Source organism: Mesorhizobium sp. ANAO-SY3R2, assembly GCF_042466635.1.
GTDB lineage: Bacteria > Pseudomonadota > Alphaproteobacteria > Rhizobiales > Rhizobiaceae > Aminobacter.
In genome coordinates, this window is sequence record NZ_CP159955.1 from 2,826,185 (window position 1) to 2,844,462 (window position 18,278).

Sequence of the window (18,278 nt, forward strand, 5' to 3'; positions counted from 1 at the left end):
CTAGGGCCAGCAGGAGAGTTGGCAAGTGTTCCAGGATGACATGTCGAGCGATGCAGTTCGGCGCGGGCGATCGGAGGGTACATCGTCGCCACCTGCCGATTTGCGCGCATTCTCTTCTTCACCCAGGTAGCCGCAGTGCTTCGCCAAGCGGGACTTTTGGTTTGCTTCCCAACCTGCTTAGACAAAAATGCCCCGCCGAGGCGGGGCAAGTATCCGTGCGGCCCAAGGTCAGGACCTATCAATCCGGTCGAAATGGCATAAGGCTATGACGCAGCTTCCGGTCATTTGATCTCCCAGGTCGTGTTATGCGGAATGTCCATCGCGGTGTAGCCGCCAGGACCAGCCAGTGCCGGCATCGCTATGCAGGAGAAGGGCTCGCTCCCGGTGATGCCCTGGTACTTGCCGGTGCCGCCCGTAATGATATGGGTTCCGCAGTTCATGTCCGGCTGCGACTTGTCCTTGTCGCGGGTGTCGAAGGTCGAGAATATCTTGTCTCCATCCTTGTCGGCCAGCACGCAGGCGCCATCGATATACTTCTTGTCACCTGAATCGACACTCAGTGCCGTGCACTGCGCCGACATCTTGTCGAGCATTGCCTCTCCCTTCATGTTCTCGGTGGTGCCGACCGCCTCCAGCGCGGTGGCTGTCCCGAGCCCGGGAATGTCAATGCTGTGCAAAGGCCGAAAGATGAAATGCGTCACGTAGGGGGTCGTGCCCTTCTTTTCGATCGGCGCTCCGAGCACGGCTCCAGGGACCAGGGACAAGAGCAACCCGGAAACAAGTGCCGCTTTGACAGTTTTGGTTGTCGTAGCGGATGTCACTATCGTGGGCTTCATCGCTTCCTCCATCGTAAGCAGCGGGCAAACCGATGGCAGGCACCGCTGCAGGTTGGAGACGACCTGCCTGCGCTTGAAACGTGTGTGGTTTAGCCGAGCGCCAGTTCCCCGATCAACATCAAGCGTGCAGTCGTAAGCCAACTCGATTAGCTTCGACATCGCTTGCGAGGAGGTCGCATCTTCGATGGTCGGTGCCTGAACTCTTCCTAAGCGCATGCCGCAGCTGACGCATGAGCAACTGTCTCTGGTGTCCAAGATACCAGAATTTTGCGTGCCGAGCCACGCAACGCTGGTTCACTTTTCAGCTTCGGTGGCTTCCCTCCGCAAGAGCGTGGCCCACCATAGCAACCTACTCGACAGCAGAGGCCATCGGCGCGATGATCCCTGTGGCATTGTTCAGCAGGTCATCCTGGAGAGGGCTTCCGAGGAGAAAGCCCATGAGCCTGACAAAAGCCATCATCAGCACCATGACGGCCTCGTTCTTCACCAGTGCCGTCGTACTCGTAGCAATGACCGCCCAGGCACAAGATTCGAAGGTGGCTGCTGCGATGGAACTCTTGAAGTCGAAGACAAGCGAGCTGGGGCCACCGAAGATTGACGGAACGGATGTGGTTGGCGGCAAGGAGGTGCCGGCCATCTATTTTGGATCGACCAAGATGAACAACAACTTTGCCCTAGTCGACGACGTGGCGAAGCAAGCTGGCGGCACCGCAACCATCTTCGTGAAGAGCGGTGATGAATATGTCCGGGTCGCCACTACCGTAAAGAAGGACGACGGTGAGCGGGCGATTGGAACCATTCTGGACCCAAAAGGAAAAGTGATCACCTTTATCCAGAAGGATGAAGCCTACTATGGCGAGGCCGACATTCTCGGCAAACATTACGTGACTGGATATGATCCAATCAGGGATGCGGACAACCAGGTGATCGGCATCTACTACGTGGGCTACTTGAAATAGGTACCGTGATGCAATAAAGGCCCTGGATCGCTCCAGGGCCCTCTTTTCTTACGTTTACTGCCGTCGTCTCAGTGGCTGGCCTCCGCCATCTGCGCGGCGTCGGGCTGCTCGGCATGCGCGGCCAGTTCCTTGCGCGAGATGTAAGTGTAGAACATCGGCACCACGAACAGTGTGAACACCGTACCCACGATCACGCCCGAGAAGATCACCAGACCCATCGAGTAGCGCGCGGCCGCACCTGCGCCCGAGGCCATGATCAGCGGCACGACGCCGAGCGCCATGGCGGCCGTCGTCATCAGGATCGGCCGCAGGCGCACCTTGGCCGAGGCGATGATCGCCGCCTCACGCGACAGGCCATGCTCCTCACGCTGCTGGTTGGCGAATTCGACCAGCAGGATGCCGTGCTTGGTGATCAGGCCTATCAGCGTGATCAGCCCGACCTGGGTGTAGATGTTGAGCGTGCCGAGCCCAAGGTTCAGCGGCACGATGGCTCCGAAGATCGACAGCGGCACCGACATCATGATGATGAGGGGGTCGCGGAAGCTCTCGAATTGTGCCGCCAGCACCAGGTAGATCACCACGATGGCTAGCGCGAAGGCGATCAGGATCGTGTTGCCCTGCTCGCTTTCGAGGCGCGACTGGCCGGAATAGTCGACGAAGAAGCCGGCCGGCAGCAGAGGCCCGGCGATCTCCTCGATAGCCTTCAGGCCGTCGCCGGTGGTAACGCCAGGCAAGGGCAGCGCCGAGATCGTCGCCGAGTTCAGCTGGTTGAACTGCTCGATCGCTGCCGGCGAGGCATTGGTGCTGATCGACACCACCGCCGACAGCGGCACCATCTGGCCGTTGACGCTGCGAACGAAGAACTCGCCGAGCTTCTCGGGGTTGTCGCGATACTCGTCCGGCACCTGCATGATGATGTCGTAGCTTTTCGAATCGCGGTCGAATTCCGCAACCGCACCGCCGCCGACGAGCAGGCTCAGCGTCGTGCCGATGTCGCGCACCGACAGGTTAAGGGCCGCAGCTCGGTCGCGATCGATGGTCACCGTAACCTGCGGCGCGTCGAAGGCGAGCGAGTTCTGCACGACGATGAAGCGCCCTGAGGCCTGCGCCTTGTTCTTGATCTCCTGAGCCACCTCGTAGACCTGGCTCGGATCGCCGGTCGACTGGATGACGATCGAGATCGGCAGACCGCCGCCCGCGCCCGGCAGCGACGGCGGTGCGAACACCAGCGCTTCGACACCGCTGACCGTGGACAGCCGTCCCTGGATATCGGTCTGCAGCTGCTTCTGCGAACGGTCGCGTTCGGCCCAGTCCTTGAATGCCCAGACCGAGAAGCCCGAATTGGTGGCGCCCCCCATGCCGACGATCGAGAAGTTCGCCTTGAGTTCCGGCAGGTCCTTGGTCAGGCCGCGGATCTGGTCGGCATAGAGGCTGGTGTATTCGGTCGTCGCATAGCGCGGTGCGGTGATCAGCGAGAACAGAGCACCCGAATCCTCTTCAGGCGCCAGTTCGCTCGACGTCTTGAAGAACATGAAGCCGGTCACCGAAACGAGCGCGATGACGACCAGGAGCGTGACGGGCCGGTACTTCAGCGAACCCGCCACAAGCCGCTCATAGAAGTTGGCGATGCGCTCAAAAGTCCGGTCGACCATTGCAGCAAAGCGGCTGTGGTTGCCCGACTTCAACAGGCGTGCCGACATCATCGGCGTGATCGTCACCGCGATGAAGCCCGAGATGACAACGGCGCCGGCAAGCGTGACCGCGAATTCGCGGAACAGCGAACCGGTGAGGCCGCCGGTGAAGACGAGCGGGGCGAAGACGGCGGCAAGCGTGATGGTCATGGCGACCACCGGCCCGAAGATCTCGCGCATGCCCTTGAACGCCGCCTGCATCGGCGACATGCCTTCCTCGATGTGCCGATGGATGTTTTCCACCACCACGATGGCGTCGTCGACGACCAGGCCGATCGCCAGCACCATCGCCAGCAGCGACAGCAGGTTGATCGAATAGCCCATCATCAAGAGGATGAAACAGACGCCGATCAGCGACAGCGGGATCGTCACCACCGGCATCAGCACCGAGCGGAACGACCCAAGGAACAGCAGGATGACGACGACGACGATCGCCACCGCTTCGGCGATGGTCTTGAACACCTCTTCGATCGAGGCGCTGATCGTCTCTGTGGAGTCATAGACCAAGGTGATGGTCATGCCTTCCGGCAGGCTCGCGCTGATCGCCGGCAGTTCCTTGATGACGGCAGCAGCCGTATTGAGCGGGTTGGCCGACGGTGTGGGGAAGATGCCGATGAAGGTGCCCGGCTCGCCGTTGAAGTTGACGACCGTGTCGGTGCTTTCGGCGGCGAGTTCCACCCGTGCCACGTCACGAAGCCTGACGACGTTGCCATCCTGCGACTTGAGCGGCAGCTCTGCGAACGCCTCCGGCGTCTGCAGCGTCGATTTCATGGTGATCGAATAGGCGACGAATTCGTTCTTGGTCTTGCCGGGAGCCGACAGGAAGTTGGAGGCGTTGATCGCCTGCAGCACTTCGGCAGCGGTCAGGCCACGAGCCGCAAGCTTCACCGGGTCGACCCAGACGCGCATCGAGTAGTTCGCGGCACCGAGAACCTGCACTTCGGCAACGCCCTCGATGGTCGACATGCGCGGACGAATGACGCGTTCGATATACTCGGTGAGTTGCTCCGAGCTCATGTTCGGGTTCTGCATCGCCAGGTACATGATGGCGAACTGCATGCCCGTGCCCTTGACGATGGTCGGGTCCTTGGCATCGGCGGGTAGTTGGCCGCGCACCTGCTGTACCTTCGACATGACCTCGGTCAGCGCCGTATCAGGGTTGGAGCCGAGCTCCATCTGAACGGTGACCGTGCTCATCGACGGACTGCTCTTGGAGGTGACGTAGTCGATGTTTTCGGTCGTCGATACCGCGGCTGCGATCGGTGCGGTGATGAAGCCCTGGATCAAGTCGGCGCTGGCGCCCGGATAGACCGTGGAGATGGTGATCACCGTCTCCTCGACCTCAGGATATTGCCGGACCGAAAGGTTGAAAATCCCCTGGAAGCCCAAGAGCAGGATCATGAAAGCGACGACCGTCGACAGGACGGGTCGGCGGATGAAGATATCGGAAAAGCTCATTCGGCGGCCACCTTCTGGCTGGCCGAGGCAACCGGCGAAACCGTGTTGTCGATCTTGACCGGCATGCCGTTTGAAAGCCTGTTCTGCCCTGCGATCACCAGTTCGTCGCCGTCATTGACGCCCGACACGATCTCAACGCGGCCTTGTGAGCGGCGCCCGACCTTGACGAAGACCTGGTCGACGACAAGCGCCGGGGCTTCCTCCGCCTTTGCCGCCGGAGCAGCAGCGGCAGCATTTGCGGCTGGAGCGGCGGCAGCGGCGGTGCCTTCCGCCTTCTCGGCGGGGCGGATGACATAGACGAAGTCGCCATACAGGCTGCTGACCAAGGCGGTCAGCGGCACCGCAATGACACCGTCTTCCTCAGGCAGGACCACGCGCACCTGGACGAACTGTCCGGGGCTCAGCCGGCCTTCGGGATTTGTGATATCCGCCCGAACCGAAACCAGACGGCTCGTCGAATCAACCTTCGGGTCGATACCGGTGATCGACCCATTGAACGGCATATCGGCATTGCCGAGGCCAAAGCGAACGGGCTGACCGATCTTGAGCAGGCCCAGTTGCTGCTCGGGCACGGCGAAGTCGGCCCGCATCGTCTCCAGGTCCTGCAGCGTGGCTACAGTTGCGCCAGGCGTAAGATACTGGCCGACATCGACCCTCGGAATGCCCATGGTGCCGGAGAACGGCGCGCGGAGTTGCTTCTGGTCCAGAAGCGCCTGCAATTTCTGGACCTCCGAGGCCGAACTGGAGGCGGCGGCGCGTGCCTCGTCAAGCGTGACATCGGAGCCGACGCCGCGCTTTTGCAACGCGATTGCGCGCTCCAGCGACTGCTGATCAAGCGCTGCGCGGGACTTGATTGCGGCCAGATCGGCCTGCTGGACGCTGTCATCAAGCTGGACAAGAACATCGCCCCGCTTGACCGGCTGGTTGGCGTTGAACCTGATCTCCTTGACGATGCCCGCCGATTCTACGGTGAGATGGACGCCTTGTGCTGCGCTGACCGTGCCGATCGTCTCGATACCGGGCATCCACGGTCCGGCCTCGACCTTGGTGGCGGCCACTGTCACGGCAGGAACCGGCCTATTGGCGAAGAACTGCTTGATGGCATCGTCGCGGAACCTGTTGAACCCGACGATTGCTCCGCAGACAATCACGAGCAGTACGATAGCGATTATGAGACGCTTGATCAAAGTAGACCCCAATCAAATTATGTGCGGCGACCGGACGGCCACGCGCAAATAGGGCCAGCTTCAGCAAGACCCAATTCCGAGACGCCTAACTGTACCGTCTGGACGGTATTGTCAATCAGCGATAGTGTGAACCGTCAAGGAGGCGCTGCCAATGTCGGGTCATAGACCGAGTTCCCGCGAGAAAATTCTGGCTGCTGCAGCCGAACTGGCGGAGGCCGTGGGCCCCGGCAATCTCTCGCTCGATGCAGTAGCCCAAAAGGCCGGCGTATCCAAGGGCGGGCTTCTATACAACTTCCCGACCAAGGCAAAGCTGATGCAAGGGCTGGTCGAAGAGTACCTCAAGAACTTCGAGCAAGGCCTCGCCGCAAGGGCGTCCGGCGACAACAACCGTCCTGGCAGCAGCCTGGCCGCCTATATTGAGTTGTCAGCCGAGGAATGCAGATACAACCAGCCTTCGGCGGCGGGCGTACTGGCAGCGCTTACCGAGGACCCCGACTTTCTCAATCCCGTCAGGGACTTCAAGCGGCAGCTGCTCGACCGCCTTAAGGCCGAGAGCCCCGACACGGCGAAACTGATGGTGGCCTTTCTCGTGATCGAAGGCCTGCGCAGCATGAAGCTCTTCGACATGGACATCCTCCACGAGGATGAACGCAACATGGCGATCTCCTATCTGCTTGACGAGGCCGCTAGAGGCTCAACCTGATAACTGCGGACTAACTCGCCTCGCGCATGGCTTCGGCCGCCTGCAGGTCGACCGAGACGAGTTGGCTTACGCCCTGCTCGGCCATGGTCACACCGAACAGGCGATTCATGCGCGCCATGGTGATCGGATTGTGCGTGATGACGACGAAACGCGTTTCGGTCGACGCCGCCATTTCGTCCATCAGGTTGCAGAAGCGCTCAACATTGTGGTCGTCGAGCGGCGCATCGACCTCGTCCAGCACGCAGATCGGCGCCGGATTGGTCAGAAACACGGCGAAGATCAACGCCATTGCCGTCAGCGCCTGCTCGCCACCTGAGAGCAGCGTCATGGTCTGCGGCTTCTTGCCGGGCGGGCGGGCGAGGATTTCCAGGCCCGCCTCGAGCGGATCCTCGGACTCGATCAGTTGAAGCTCGGCCGTGCCGCCTCCGAAGAGGTGGGTGAACAGGCGCTTGAAATGACCGTTGACCAGGTCGAAGGCGGCAAGCAGGCGCTCGCGGCCCTCGCGGTTCAGCCCCTGGATGCCCTGCCTAAGCTTGCGGATCGCCTCGATGATGTCCTCGCGCTCGGAGACGATCGCCTCCAGCCGCTCGGAGAGTTCCCGCTGCTCCTCCTCGGCGCGAAGGTTGACGGCGCCAAGCCGCTCGCGCTCGATCTTGAGACGTTCCAGCGTCCTTTCGACCTCGGCCGGATCGGGCATCGGACTATCCGCCTCAAGCCCGGTGTGGCGGATGACAAGATGCGGCGGCGTTGCCAGCACCTCCTGGATGCGCGCCTCGATCTCGCGGCGGCGATCGTCGGCGGCTGTCAGCCGTTCCTCGGCGCGCGCCCTCGCCTCGCGAGCCTCGGCAAGCCCCTGGATAGCTGCTGTGGCGGCCTTGTCGAGCACCGCCTGCCGGTTCTCGGCCTCCTGCAGGCGGTCAGAGACCTCCTTGCGCAGCACCTCGGCCTGGGCCAGCTGCGACATCAGCGCACGGCGGCGGGCATCGAGTTCGTCCGGTGCCTCGGCAAGCACCTCGCGTTCGGCCGCGGCCTCCTCGCGCCGCTCGGCCAGCGCTTCGATCTGCTCGGCGGCACTTTCTGCGCGCAGCACCCAGCTTTGGCGCTCGGCGGCGATCGCGGCGAGCCGGCGCGCCCTTGCCTCGGCTTCGCGGTTGAGGCCATCATGCACCGCGCGCGCATCGGCGACCGAAGAGCGGTCACGCGAAACCGCGGCCGAAAGCTGTTCGAGCCGCGCCTGCAGGTCGGCGAGATCAGGTGCCGAACCGAGCAGATCCTCAGCCTCGACATAGGCCTCCTGGGCCTCTTCGTGAGAATCAGCCACGCGGGATCGCGCTTCATCCAATGCCGCACGGCGGCTCGTCAGCTCGCCTGCGGCCTTTTCCGCCTGCGCCAAGGCATCGCGCGCCGCACCGACCTGGTGCTGGGCATCGCGCCAGGCCTGGCGTGCCTGCCGTTCGGCTTCGGTGTTCTCGCGCACCGCGGCTTCGGCGCGCGCGAGCGCTTCCTCGGCGGCCCGCACGAGAAGCGTCGCTTCAATTGCCTCGGCATCGAGTTCGGCGAGACGGTTCTTCTGGGCAAGGCGTTGCGCGGCAGCGGTCGGCGCATCGGCGCTGGCAGTCAGACCGTCCCAGCGCCACAGCGCACCCTCGCGACTGACCAGCCGCTGGCCCGGCGCAAGAAGCGCCTGGAGCCTCGGGCCATCGGCAGCCTCCACAACCCCGATCTGGGCAAGGCGGCGGGCGAGTTGGCTTGGCGCACGCACCACTTCGCCGAGGCTGCGAACACCTTCCGGCAATTTGGGATCGCCTGACACCGGCTCGGCATTGCCCCAATGGACAGGTGCTGCGGGGTCGAGCGCGGCCTCGAGGTCGTCGCCAAGGGCAGCACCAAGCGCCGTCTCGAAGCCGCGATCGACGCCGATCTGCTCGAGCACGGCCGGATAGGCATCGCCCGACACGGCATTGATGATCTTGGCCAGCGTGCGTGCTTCGGTCTCGATACGGGCGAGTTCTGCCTTGGCTTCCTGCAAGGGCGAGCGGGAGGACGCCTCTGCCTGCCGAGCATCGGCAACGGCGCGCTCGGCCTCAGTCGCGGCGTACTCGGCTTCCTCCAGCGCTTCCTGCGCGGCTTCGGCGAGCATCTGCTTTTCCGCCGGATCGGCGAGCGCTGAAATGCGCGCGGCGATCTCGCCGGCCTCGCGGTCGAGTTCGCTCAACTGGCGAGCAAAGCGGTCGCGGCGCTCGACGGCATCGCGCAAAGCGCGCTCGGCCTGGGTGCGGCCGGCAGCGGCGTCGGCGCGCTCGGCTGTCACGCGGCCAAGCTCGGCCTCGGCCCGCGCCAGCGTCGCCATCGCCTCATCGAGCGCGGCGCGCGTGCTGGCCTCGCGGTCGGTTGCGCCGTCATTCTCCTCGCGGAGCGAACTTTCCTCTGTATCGAGACGCGCGAGAATGGCGGCATTGTCGCCGATCATGCGCTGCTCGCGCGCGATATCGGCGTCGAGTTGCTGCAGCCGGCGGTCGAGTTCGCCCTGGCGCGAATTGATGCGGCCGGCTTCTTCCTCCAGCTGCGTACGAGCGATCGAAAGGCGCTGGAAGGTGGCTGCGGCCGCAGCTTCGGCCTCGCGCATCTCGGGCAGCTTGTGCGCGCCGATGGCCTGGTCCTTGGCAGCCGTCATCTGGGCTGCCGCGCGGTCGCCGACAAGGGCCGTGGCGGTCGCCAGCGCCGACTGCGCCTCGCCTTCCTGCGCCTTGGCCAGTGTCCAGCGCAGATGCAGCAAGGTCGCTTCCGCCTTGCGGATGTCGGCCGACAGGTTCTTGAAGCGCGATGCCTGGCGCGCCTGGCGCTTCAGGCTCTCGATCTGGCTTTCGAGTTCGCCGACGACGTCGTCGAGGCGCTCGAGGTTCTGCTCGGCGGCACGCAGGCGAAGCTCCGCCTCATGACGCCGGGTGTGCAGGCCGGAAATGCCGGCCGCCTCTTCAAGCAGCGCCCGGCGCGCCTGGGGCTTGGCCTGGATCAGTTCGCCGATGCGCCCCTGTCCCACCATCGAGGGCGAGCGGGCACCGGTCGACTGGTCGGCGAACAGTAGCTGCACATCTTTGGCGCGCGCTTCCTTGCCGTTGATGCGATAGACCGAGCCCGCCTCGCGCTCGATGCGGCGCGAAACCTGCAATTCGTCGGCATCGTTGAAGGAGGGCGGCGCGGTGCGGTCGGAATTGTCGAGGAAAAGCGTCACTTCCGCGGTGTTGCGCGCTGGCCGGGTGCCTGACCCGGAGAAGATGACGTCGTCCATGCCGGAAGCGCGCATGTTCTTGTATGAGCTTTCGCCCATGACCCAGCGCAACGCTTCGACCAGGTTGGACTTGCCGCAGCCGTTCGGCCCGACGATGCCGGTGAGGCCGCGTTCGATGACGAACTCGCCCGGCTCTACGAAGGATTTGAAACCGAGAAGGCGGAGGCGCGAAAACTTCATTCGCGCCGGCCCGCACAAAAGGGTGCACCGAAGCTATGCCGCTCCGGTGCCATGAACCTGTCAGAGCATGCCGTCGATAACCGCCGACATTTCCTCAATCGTCATTGCCCCTTTGTAGACATTCCCGTTGATGAAGAAGGTCGGCGTCGAGTCGACCTTGAAATCCTTCTCGCCGCGGGCGCGCATGGCCCTGATATCGTCCAGAAGCTTCTGGTCAGTCAAGCAGGCCTCGAACGACTCCTGTGTAAAGCCGGCGAGCTTGGAGATCTGCAGCAGCGCGTCCTTGGGCGTCTGCGATGCGGCCCAGGCCTGCTGCTGCTTGAACAGCACGTCGATCATCGGGAAGTAGTTGTCCTTCGAGCAGCGCGCAAGCATGAAGCCCGCCTCGGCCAGCGGATCGAAGGGGAACTCGCGGAAGATCATCCGCACCTTTCCGGTGTCGATGTACTTGGTCTTAATCGTCGGCAGCGTCGTCTCGTGGAAATGCGCGCAGTGCGGGCAGGTCATCGAGGCATATTCGACGATGGTGACGGGCGCGTCCGCCTTGCCGATCGACATATCCGGCAGGCTGCCGGCTTCGAGCAGCTTGGCCATGTCGACGGTGCCTTGCGCATCAGGCGCCTTCACGGTCACGGCGGGCGTCGCAGGCGTGGCTGGTGCCGCCGGCTCGGCAGGCTTCGGCGCCGCCGCCTTGGCTTCCTCGCCGGAGTCGCTGCATGCGGAAAGCAGTGCTGCCGCCGAAACGGCTGCGAGCCCGGTAAGGGCGGCCCTGCGGGAAATGGAACGGAACATACGAATCACCTGACGATGGTTGGATTTTGCAATGCGGTTCTACGTGAAAGCGAGAGTTGGCGCGAATTATGGCATCGCTGTCCCCAATCCAATCGCCATTTTGCAGTCATTCGATCACGAATCCGCGAGAAGCGTGGAGTATTCTACTTGCGGGACGCCAAGATGGTGGCGCCAAGTTTCTCCAGCGAAGCCTTGAGGCCCGCATCCTCGATGTGCTGGACGACGCCCGAAAGCTTGGATTGCTCGGCATCGCTCAGCTTGCGCAGCCGCGGCCGGACCGGTCCATCGGCCCTGGCGACAGGTTTCTGCACGATGCGAATGCGCCCGATGGCGTTGAAACCGAGATAGGAGTTGACTCGGCCAATGATCTCGCCGGTCTCGTGCTGGAGATGGAGCGCTGCAGGCCCCGAACAGGCAACGATCAGCACCGCCGGCTCGAATGGGTCGTCCTCGTGCATGCGTCGAGGCCACTGGATCTTTTCCGGCCGCGAGTTTTGGGCCAGGCGCGGCCCGACGATCTCTTCCCAGGACTGGACGAGGCCGACCGAAATGCCGGTGCGCTTGCGCAGCACCGGATCGAGGATGGCGCTTGCGAGGTCGCTCACCGGAACGGGATTGCCCGCCCACCTTTTACCTGCCATGTCGTTCTCCAGATATGACCCTGTCGACACGCAACGCCGAAGGCAGTCCACCCCATAAATGGCATTACAAGACGATACCCGCAAGCACGCCACGGATGTGGACTCCACCATCGCCGCGTTGCTGCTCAACTGGTACGACGCCAACCACCGAGAATTGCCGTGGCGCACCCCGCCGCGCGACCTGGCGCGAGGAGACCGTCCCGATCCCTACCGCGTCTGGCTGTCGGAAATCATGCTGCAGCAGACGACGGTCGAAGCGGTAAAGCCCTATTTCCGCGCCTTTCTCGAAAAATGGCCTGATGTGCGATCGCTGGCCGCCGCCGACGCAGAAGACGTCATGAAGGCATGGGCCGGCCTCGGCTATTATTCCCGCGCCCGCAACCTCAAGGCCTGCGCCGAAGCGGTCGCCGCACTGCCCGGCAGCCGCTTTCCCGACACCGAGGCCGGCCTGCGCGCCCTGCCCGGCATCGGCCCCTATACGGCGGCGGCAATCGCCTCGATTGCCTTCAACCTGCCGGCGGCCGTGGTCGACGGCAACGTCGAGCGCGTCGTCACACGCCTGTTTTCGATCGCCACACCCCTGCCCGAGGCAAAACCGGAAATCCGCGCCCATGTCGAGCGCATGCTCGCAGTTGCGCGGCCGGGCGACTTCGCCCAGGCGACGATGGACCTCGGCGCCACCATCTGCACGCCGCGCCGACCGCGCTGCATGCTTTGTCCGCTACGCGACCACTGCAGTGCGGTGGCAAATGGCGACCCGGAATTTTACCCGGTCAAGCCGCCCAAGGCCGAGCGGCCGACGCGGCGCGGTGCCGCCTTCGTCGCTGTCGCCGCCGATGGCGCCGTGCTGTTGCGCAAGCGGCCGGGCAAGGGCCTGCTCGGCGGCATGACCGAAGTGCCAACGACCGGCTGGACGTCGCGCATCGATGGCGTGACCGGTCCCGACAGTGCGCCCTTCGAGGCGGAATGGCAGCGGGCTGGCGGCATCACCCACGTTTTCACCCATTTCGCGCTCGACCTCGAGGTCTACCGCGCCGAAGTCGGCAGCTTGGACCTGCCAGACGGCCATTTCTGGTCGGCCCCTGCCGACCTCGGCGGCGAAGCCTTGCCAAGCGTGATGAAAAAAGTCATCGAAGCTGCCATACCGGGCGCAACGCAGCGAGGACGCTAGGGAATGACCGAAATCCGTCATATCGTCTACGACATCGGCAAGGTCCTGATCCATTACGATCCCGACCTGCCCTTCAGCCGCATCATCCCCGATCCGGTCGAGCGCCGCTGGTTCTTCGACAATGTTTGCACAAGCGACTGGAATATCGAGCAGGATCGCGGGCGCACCTGGGAGGAGGCCGAAGCCCTTCTCATTGCCGACTTCCCCGACCACGAGACGAGCATCCGCGCCTTCCGCCAGCATTGGCACGAGATGGTGCCGCACGCCTATGACGACTCCGTCGCCCTGATGGAAGGCCTCGTCCAGGCCGGCCACGACGTGACAATGCTGACCAACTGGGCCTCCGACACCTTTCGCGAGGCACGCGGCCGCTTCCCGTTCCTGGAGACGCCCCGCGGCGTGACGGTCTCCGGCGACGTCGGCCTGATCAAGCCCGACCGCCGCATCTACGACCTTCACGTCGCATCTTTCGATCTCGATCCGAAGGCCTCGCTGTTCATCGATGACAGCCCAAAGAACGTGAACGCCGCCATCGACGCCGGCTGGCAGGCAGTGCTGTTCACAAATGCCAAAACGCTCGAGGCGGACCTCGAGCGTCTCGGGATCGCGTTGTAGGATTAGTCATGGGATACGCGGCCTTCTCCCTCGACCGCGAAGTTGCGCATCTTGAGATCGAAGTTCAGAAGGGCGATTTTCGCGGCAACCTGACATTGACGCTGACGGCTCCAACGGCAGAAGCCATTGCAAGCTTTGCCGCGGAACTCAGATCTCCCACATTGTCCGCTGCAAACTTGAGCATCGACGATTTCGGACTACTCAACATTTCCGTATCATCGAGAGACCGAACCGGGCACTACGCGATCAGCATAGAACTATCTTACGACGGCAACTCAGCCAAGGTGGCGCTTGTCGTTGACTATTCCCAGATACTTGAGTTCTCAAACCAGCTCCGAACACTTATCGAGGGTCGGGTAGAGAACTTCACCGTGCAGGAATTCTAGCTGCAGGAAATGCCAAAACGCTCGAGGCGGACCTCGAGCGTCTCGGGATCGGACGGTGACTGGAAACCGGCCGACCGGCGAAATCCGGAAAGCCTAGGCGCCCGGAATTCGAACTGTTTTGGCAGGGCCTGGCAAGCTTCTGAAGGTCCAGAACGGGCCAGCCATGGAGCCTGCGCGGTCGCGCCGGATGGCCCGGCGCGCCACCTGATCGGTCAGGCCCCTGCCTTTTCCATGCCGACGCGCACGATGCGGCGAAGTTCGTCGATCTGGGTCAGGCCGCCGGCACGCTCATAGTGCCAGAAGGTCCAGCCGTTGCAGGCGTCAAAGCCCTGCACTGCCGCACCGACGCGATGGATCGAGCCGGCCGTATCGTCGGAGGCAATGGTGCCGTCGGCGCGAACCGTTGCCGACCAGCGCTTCTTGGCGTCGTAAAGCTTCGTTCCCGGGGTAAGCAGGCCCATGTCGAGCAGGCTGACGAAGGCGACGCGCGGCTCGGCGCGCTTGCCGGTCAAAACCGTGAGCGAGGGCGTGTCGAGCGGGCGCACCGAGTTGATGCGCTCCTGCGCGGCGTCGATATAGGCCTGCTCGCGTTCGATGCCGACGAAATGACGCCCGAGGCGCTTGGCGACAGCACCCGTGGTGCCGGAGCCGAAGAACGGGTCGAGGACCACGTCGCCCGGCTTGGTCGAGGCCATCATGACGCGGGCCAGCAGCGCCTCCGGCTTCTGGGTCGGGTGCAGCTTGTTGCCGTCGTCGTCCTTCAGGCGCTCGCCGCCGGTGCAGATCGGGAACAGCCAGTCAGAGCGCATCTGCACGTCGTCGTTCGACGCCTTCAGCGCATCGTAGTTGAAGGTGTAGTTCTTGCCCTTCTGGTCGCGCGAGGCCCAGATCATCGTCTCGTGGGCGTTCTGGAAACGGCGGCCGCGGAAGTTCGGCATCGGGTTGGTCTTGCGCCAGACGACGTCGTTGAGGATCCAGAAGCCGAGATCCTGCATCGTCGCGCCGACGCGGAAGATGTTGTGATACGAGCCGATGACCCAGATCGTGCCATTGGGCTTGAGCACGCGGCGCGCAGCCAAGAGCCAGGCGCGGGTGAAGGCGTCATAGGCCGCAAAGCTCTCGAACTGGTCCCAATGATCGTCGACCGCGTCGACCTTCGACTGGTCGGGACGATGCAGGTCGCCATCGAGTTGGAGGTTGTAGGGCGGGTCGGCGAAGATCACGTCGACCGAATTGGCCGGCAACTTGTCGAGCGCCGCCACGCAATCGCCCTTGATGATGGTGTCGAGCCATTCGGACGGCTGGGGCGTGCGGGAAAGTTGGCTGAGAGGACGCACTGCTAACATTCTGATACCCGGATGACGCGTTACTGTTTACTCGCTGTTATGGTTACCGATCAGCGTAAACAATTGATGAAGCAGGTGGTCGAATTTGCGGTTCGGGCCGGAATGGTGTAATCGCCGCGGCTTGAACGCGCCTCGCGCAGACCCCATTTCCCGGATCGCCATGAACCAGCCAGACCTAGTCATTTTCGATTGCGACGGCGTGCTCGTCGACTCCGAAATCATCGCCGCCCGCATCGAAGCCGAATTGCTGACCTCGGCCGGTTTCGAGATCACGGCGGAAGAGATCGCCGAGACCTATGCCGGCCTGACCTTCAAGGACATCCTGCTCAGGATCGAGGAAAAGGCGGCGATCCCGCTGCAGGCCTCGCTCATCGATCAGGCCGAGGAACTGGTCGATCGCAAGCTGAAGAACGACGTGCGCGCCATCGAAGGCGTGCACGAGGCGGTGGCTGCTGTCTCGGCACCGCGCTGCATCTGCTCGAATTCGCGCAGCGAACGTATCGAGATCATGCTCGAGCGCACGCGCATCCTACCGCTGTTCAAGGGCCGCATCTTCTCGGCGCTGGAAACGCCGAGCAAGAAGCCCAAGCCCTCGCCCGACGTCTTCCTGCATGCGGCGAACACCTACGGCGCCAGCCCGGCCAATACCTTCGTCATCGAGGATTCAGTACACGGCATTGCCGGTGCGGTTTCCGCCGGCATGCGCGTCATCGGCTTCACCGGCGGCTCGCACAGCTATCCGGGTCATGCCGACATGCTGACCGAGGCGGGCGCGGAAACGGTGATCCGGCGCTGGGCCGATCTCGGCGGCGTGCTGGCGGCACTCAGCATGTGGTCGGAAAACGCCTGACGCGAAAGCGCCGGCTGATCGCCGGCGCCTTTTGCAGGTCTTTGCTACCGCGAAGCCACCTTTTGTGGGCCTTCGTCGAAGCCGGCGAATATCTGGATGTCGCGCGCGCTCGGAACCGGGATCACGACATTCTGGTCGGTGAAGACAAACTGCGTTGCGGTCGAAGGATCGGTGACCTGAACGACGTTCTTGTGAAGCTGCGAATAGAGCACCTCGCCATTGCGGACGACCGCGACGCGGATCGGCATGTTGACGGTGCCGGCACCGCCGGCTGGGCCGACCACGACCTTGCCGGCGACGCCGACCTTGATCGTCATCTGACCATCGGCACGCGAGCAGCTGCGGGTGACGTCGGTGATCGCCGACTGATTGAGCAGCTTGGCAGGATCGCCCTGGCCGCCCTTGGCGTAGCTGTTGAAAAAGGCGGTGCCGTCTCGAAGCACGACGTTGGGGCAGTAGGCGAGCAGTTCGCTGGCCAGGATCTTGCCCTCTTCGGCCGCTATCTGCTTGGGATCCTTGGGCGGGGCCGAGGCGAATGGACTGCCGCCGCCGGATTGGCAGCCTGTGACGGCAAGCATCAAGCACGAGGTCGCCAAAGTCGCAAGAAAGCGACCGTCGATCTTACGAAACACCATGAACTGCACTTCCCTCTCGCAAAGCTGTCGTTCTATAGCAACCGGGCGGCAAAAATGCGACTGATGGAGCGCAGTTTTTCCCGCCCCGCCGAGCGCCGGCAGGTCGCATCGCCTTGGAATGGATCAAAATGCACTATGTGAGCACCCGTGGGGAAGCCCCCACCCTCGGATTCTCCGATGCCGTAATGGCTGGCCTGGCACGCGACGGCGGCCTCTACCTTCCGGCGCAGTGGCCGACCTTCAGCGCTGCGGAAATCCGCGCCATGCGCGGTCTCAGCTACCCCGACCTGGCGATCAGGCTTTTGACGCCCTTTCTCGGCGGCGAGATCAAGCCTGACGTCTTCGAGCGCCTGGTGCGCGAGGCCTACGCCACCTTCCGTCACGATGCCGTGTGCCCGCTGGTCCAGACCGGCGCCAACAGCTTCGTGCTGGAGCTGTTCCACGGCCCGACGCTCGCCTTCAAGGACGTCGCCATGCAGCTTTTGGCGCGGCTGATGGACCATGTGCTCGCCGAGCGCGGCCAGCATGCCACCATCGTCGGCGCGACCTCGGGCGATACGGGCGGTGCTGCGATCGACGCCTTTGCCGGGCGCGAGCGCACCGACATCTTCATCCTCTTCCCGCACGGCCGCGTCTCGCCGGTGCAGCAGCGCCAGATGACCACGTCGACCGCCGCCAACGTTCATGCGCTTTCGATCGAAGGGAATTTCGACGACTGCCAAGGCCTGGTCAAGGACATGTTCAACGACCACGGCTTTCGCGATCGCGTGCAACTGTCGGGCGTGAACTCGATCAACTGGGCCCGCATCATGGCCCAGATCGTTTACTACTTCTCGTCCGCCATCTCGCTGGGCGCGCCCGACCGTCCCGTGTCCTTCACCGTGCCAACAGGCAATTTCGGCGACATCTTCGCCGGCTACGCCGCCAAGCGCATGGGCTTGCCGATCGACCAGCTTGTCATCGCCACCAATGACAACGACATCTTGGCCCGCACGTTGAAGAGCGGCGAATACCGCACGACCGGCGTGGTGGCGACGACCTCGCCGTCGATGGACATCCAGGTGTCGTCGAATTTCGAGCGCCTGCTGTTCGAAGCCTCGGACAGGGATCCCGCCGTCGTGCGCCGCTACATGGCCGGCCTCAAGCAATCCGGTGCCTTCACCATCGAAGCCAGGGCTCTGGCCAGCATCCGCTCCGAGTTCGGCGCCGGCCGCGCCGACATGGCTGAGACCGCAGCGACCATAAAGTCGACGCTTGAACGCAACGGCTACCTGCTCGATCCGCACACGGCGACCGCCGTGCATGTGGCATCCGCGCTGCCCGCAAACGACGTGCCGATGATCGTTTTGTCCACTGCCCACCCGGCAAAATTCCCCGCAGCGGTCAAGGCCGCCAGCGGAATCGAGCCCGGCCTGCCAAATTGGCTCTCGGGGCTGATGGAACGTAAGGAAAAGTTCACGGTACTTCCATCAGAGATAAAAATGGTGGAAGATTACATTAGCCGCTGCACACGAGCGGCACGCTAGGGAGCATGCGCAA

Annotated in this window: 15 protein-coding genes; 7 read left to right on the top strand and 8 right to left on the bottom strand. The window is 63.4% G+C overall.

The annotated features are described in order from the left end of the window. Window positions 1-281: 281 nt before the first annotated feature. The gene (locus ABSY17_RS18590; protein ID WP_378943832.1) at window positions 282-836 is read right to left on the bottom strand and encodes a hypothetical protein; all 555 of its coding nucleotides are present in this window, start codon (window positions 834-836) and stop codon (window positions 282-284) included. A 437-nt stretch (window positions 837-1,273) separates the two neighbouring features. Between ABSY17_RS18590 and ABSY17_RS18595 the strand changes: the two genes are divergently transcribed. Further along, a complete protein-coding gene (locus tag ABSY17_RS18595; protein ID WP_378943834.1) occupies window positions 1,274-1,795 on the top strand; it encodes a Cache 3/Cache 2 fusion domain-containing protein in 522 nt (173 codons plus the stop codon). A gap of 68 nt (window positions 1,796-1,863) precedes the next feature. Here ABSY17_RS18595 and ABSY17_RS18600 read toward each other — a convergent pair whose 3' ends face one another. Both ABSY17_RS18600 and ABSY17_RS18605 read right to left on the bottom strand, forming a co-directional pair. Then, on the bottom strand, window positions 1,864-4,944 hold the full coding sequence (locus ABSY17_RS18600; RefSeq protein ID WP_378943836.1) for an efflux RND transporter permease subunit: 3,081 nt from the start codon (window positions 4,942-4,944) through the stop codon (window positions 1,864-1,866). Further along, complete coding sequence (locus ABSY17_RS18605) at window positions 4,941-6,131, bottom strand: efflux RND transporter periplasmic adaptor subunit (protein ID WP_378943838.1); 1,191 nt, start codon at window positions 6,129-6,131, stop codon at window positions 4,941-4,943. The genes ABSY17_RS18600 and ABSY17_RS18605 overlap by 4 nt, the downstream gene beginning before the upstream one ends. 151 nt (window positions 6,132-6,282) lie before the next feature. Between ABSY17_RS18605 and ABSY17_RS18610 the strand changes: the two genes are divergently transcribed. Next, window positions 6,283-6,834 (top strand): TetR family transcriptional regulator, encoded by a 552-nt coding sequence (locus ABSY17_RS18610; protein WP_378943840.1) that lies wholly within the window; start codon window positions 6,283-6,285, stop codon window positions 6,832-6,834. 10 nt (window positions 6,835-6,844) lie between these two features. Here the strand turns inward: ABSY17_RS18610 and ABSY17_RS18615 are convergent, their stop codons facing one another. From ABSY17_RS18615 to ABSY17_RS18625, 3 genes are all read right to left on the bottom strand, one after another. Beyond that, window positions 6,845-10,303, bottom strand: a complete 3,459-nt coding sequence (locus ABSY17_RS18615) for a chromosome segregation SMC family protein (RefSeq protein ID WP_378943842.1) — start codon at window positions 10,301-10,303, stop codon at window positions 6,845-6,847. 60 nt (window positions 10,304-10,363) lie between these two features. Then, window positions 10,364-11,095: a DsbA family protein gene (locus ABSY17_RS18620; protein ID WP_378943844.1), complete on the bottom strand. Its 732-nt coding sequence runs from the start codon at window positions 11,093-11,095 to the stop codon at window positions 10,364-10,366. A 143-nt stretch (window positions 11,096-11,238) separates the two neighbouring features. Next, entirely contained in the window at window positions 11,239-11,736 is a 498-nt protein-coding gene (locus tag ABSY17_RS18625; protein WP_378943846.1) for a DUF721 domain-containing protein, read from the bottom strand. Window positions 11,737-11,794: 58 nt separating this feature from the next. On the opposite strand from ABSY17_RS18625, the gene mutY reads away from it, so the two are divergent. The 3 genes from mutY to ABSY17_RS18640 are packed head-to-tail and all read left to right on the top strand — an operon-like array spanning window position 11,795 to window position 13,908. Continuing rightward, window positions 11,795-12,907 (top strand): A/G-specific adenine glycosylase, encoded by a 1,113-nt coding sequence (gene mutY, locus ABSY17_RS18630; protein ID WP_378943848.1) that lies wholly within the window; start codon window positions 11,795-11,797, stop codon window positions 12,905-12,907. Window positions 12,908-12,910: 3 nt separating this feature from the next. Next, complete coding sequence (locus ABSY17_RS18635) at window positions 12,911-13,522, top strand: HAD family hydrolase (protein ID WP_378943850.1); 612 nt, start codon at window positions 12,911-12,913, stop codon at window positions 13,520-13,522. Window positions 13,523-13,530: 8 nt separating this feature from the next. Further along, the gene (locus ABSY17_RS18640) at window positions 13,531-13,908 is read left to right on the top strand and encodes a hypothetical protein (RefSeq protein WP_378943852.1); all 378 of its coding nucleotides are present in this window, start codon (window positions 13,531-13,533) and stop codon (window positions 13,906-13,908) included. A 212-nt stretch (window positions 13,909-14,120) separates the two neighbouring features. Here the strand turns inward: ABSY17_RS18640 and ABSY17_RS18645 are convergent, their stop codons facing one another. Then, on the bottom strand, window positions 14,121-15,254 hold the full coding sequence (locus ABSY17_RS18645; RefSeq protein WP_378943854.1) for a site-specific DNA-methyltransferase: 1,134 nt from the start codon (window positions 15,252-15,254) through the stop codon (window positions 14,121-14,123). Between the two features lie 160 nt (window positions 15,255-15,414). Between ABSY17_RS18645 and ABSY17_RS18650 the strand changes: the two genes are divergently transcribed. Further along, window positions 15,415-16,104 (top strand): HAD family hydrolase, encoded by a 690-nt coding sequence (locus ABSY17_RS18650; protein WP_378943856.1) that lies wholly within the window; start codon window positions 15,415-15,417, stop codon window positions 16,102-16,104. Window positions 16,105-16,148: 44 nt separating this feature from the next. Here the strand turns inward: ABSY17_RS18650 and ABSY17_RS18655 are convergent, their stop codons facing one another. After that, on the bottom strand, window positions 16,149-16,739 hold the full coding sequence (locus ABSY17_RS18655; protein WP_378943858.1) for a hypothetical protein: 591 nt from the start codon (window positions 16,737-16,739) through the stop codon (window positions 16,149-16,151). Window positions 16,740-16,867: 128 nt separating this feature from the next. Between ABSY17_RS18655 and thrC the strand changes: the two genes are divergently transcribed. Then, complete coding sequence (gene thrC / locus ABSY17_RS18660; RefSeq protein ID WP_378943860.1) at window positions 16,868-18,265, top strand: threonine synthase; 1,398 nt, start codon at window positions 16,868-16,870, stop codon at window positions 18,263-18,265. Window positions 18,266-18,278: the final 13 nt, after the last annotated feature.